The sequence below is a fragment of the Dolichospermum sp. LEGE 00240 genome (genome assembly GCF_015207875.1).
In the GTDB taxonomy this organism is placed as follows: domain Bacteria; phylum Cyanobacteriota; class Cyanobacteriia; order Cyanobacteriales; family Nostocaceae; genus Dolichospermum; species Dolichospermum gracile.
In genome coordinates, this window is the sequence record NZ_JADEVZ010000155.1 from 1 (window position 1) to 1938 (window position 1938).

Annotated in this window: 2 protein-coding genes; both read left to right on the forward strand. The window is 41.0% G+C overall.

The genetic code is table 11. The features are described from left to right. Positions 1-671: dockerin type I domain-containing protein (locus tag IQ226_RS24680; RefSeq protein WP_228039671.1), on the forward strand; the 671-nt coding region annotated here is incomplete at its 5' end. A gap of 210 nt (positions 672-881) precedes the next feature. Then, positions 882-1938, forward strand: a 1057-nt coding sequence (locus tag IQ226_RS24685) for a cadherin repeat domain-containing protein (protein WP_193899762.1), incomplete at its 3' end; no start/stop codon positions are given.

Genomic DNA, 1938 nt, shown 5'->3' on the forward strand with positions numbered 1-1938 from the left:
ATGCTTACACAGCAGAAGGGAATAGCTATGATAGCCTCTTTGGGGCTTACCCTGACGGCACTGGTATTCACAAGGAAGCTGATCTTGTGATTCCAGGTTTGGCTATTACTGATAATTCAGGCAATGCCAATGATTCTAGTATCAAATTCACAACAGAACTATCCAAGTTCCGTAAGGGCTACCAAGACAGCGATTATGTCCGCCCCAATTATGCTGATACCACCAAATACTTTGACATCACCAATACGGGGACAGGTATCGTGGTGGTTTCCGATATTCAGATTAATGTCAGCGGGGTGACTGTGAATCTGGATTTGTCAGGGGATAAAGACCTGTTGGTGAATCCGGGTTCTAGTCAACGGGTTAACTTGACCTATGATCCTTTGGTGGCTAGGGAAAACTTTGATGTTGCTAATGGTCTGGTATTGTTTACCAACATTCCTAATTGGTCTCAGTACGAGGTCGCCTTGTCCGGTAAATCCACCTTTAACTCAGACATCAACTATGATGGCAAAGTTAATACCGGTGATTTAGGTTCACTGAACCAAGCAAGAACGAACTTTAATAGGGGAATTTTTGATGGCACTGCTGATATCAATGGTGATGGGTTGATTAATACCCTTGATGCAAATGCCTTAACTGCTGACATTAGACTGAAATTGTCGGTTTAAGTTCTCAGTGTCTATTTAGGGACTTCCAATTAAAAAGATACCCAAAAATCTCTTGTGGTGCGGGCTGAAAAGCCCGCTAACCATCAAGGACGGGCAGGATGCCCATCCCACAAAATTGGGTAATTTATTTTTTGGTGTTCCCTTAACTGTCAAGACACCGTTGTGTACAGTTATTGTCAGAATTCATTTAGACAAGTCCAGGAAAATATTATGGCATTCAGTATTAAAGTCCAACTATTTGCCGATAATGACAGTGTTATCGGCGGTGCTGTTGATAGCGTTATGGCTGGAAACAGTTTTTATGCACAAATTTTAGTTGGTGACTTCCGTAGTGATGCAGTCGGATTAATTGGTTTTTTGTCTTCCATACAATGGAATCCAAGTATTCTAGAATCTTTGGATAATCCTTTTAACCCTGATACAGTTGTTACTGCAAACTTTCCCGCCGTTTTTGGTGGTACTTTAGATAACACTCTTGGGCAGATTGACGATTTGGAAGCGGGGGCTTTACCTGCATTTGATTTGGGTCAAGCAATAGGTGTTGATAACCTCGAACCCTTTGCTACTCTCCATTTTTTAGCCAAAGCAGATGTTACCGCTTCAGATTTTGTCTTGACTCCTAACCTATCGGGCTTGGCTTTTACCGATGATTATGTAAATAATGCACCCCTGATTCCCACCCCAGGCGCTTTTTTAGAAAATAGTAATAATATTATTCTCACAGTTTCTGACCCTAATCCACAAGATACTGTAACCTTTGCTATTACAGGGGGAGCGGATCAATCTTTATTTACTCTTGATCCCACAACGAGTCAACTCACGTTTAATAGTATTCCTGATTTTGAAAATCCCATTGATAGTAATCAAGATAATATTTATGAGGTTCAGATTACAGCCTACGATAATTTTGGCGAACCTGCAACGACTACTCTGAGGGGTTTAACTGTCTCTACACTGAATATACAAGTTGCCAATGTTAACGAAACCCCAACAAATCTCATCCTTAGTAATACCAGTATTAACGAAAATGTCGCCCCTCTGACTGTAGTTGGAGATTTCAGTACCACAGATCCTGATGCGGGTAATACCTTCACCTATACTCTGATCAGTGGTGCGGGAGACACGGATAATCATCTCTTTACCATTAATAGTAATCAACTGAAAATTAGTGCTTCCCCCGATTTTGAAACTAAGAGTAGTTACAGCATCCTTGTCAAAACCACAGACCAAGGGGGGTTAAGTTATGAAAAACAATTAACTCTTAACG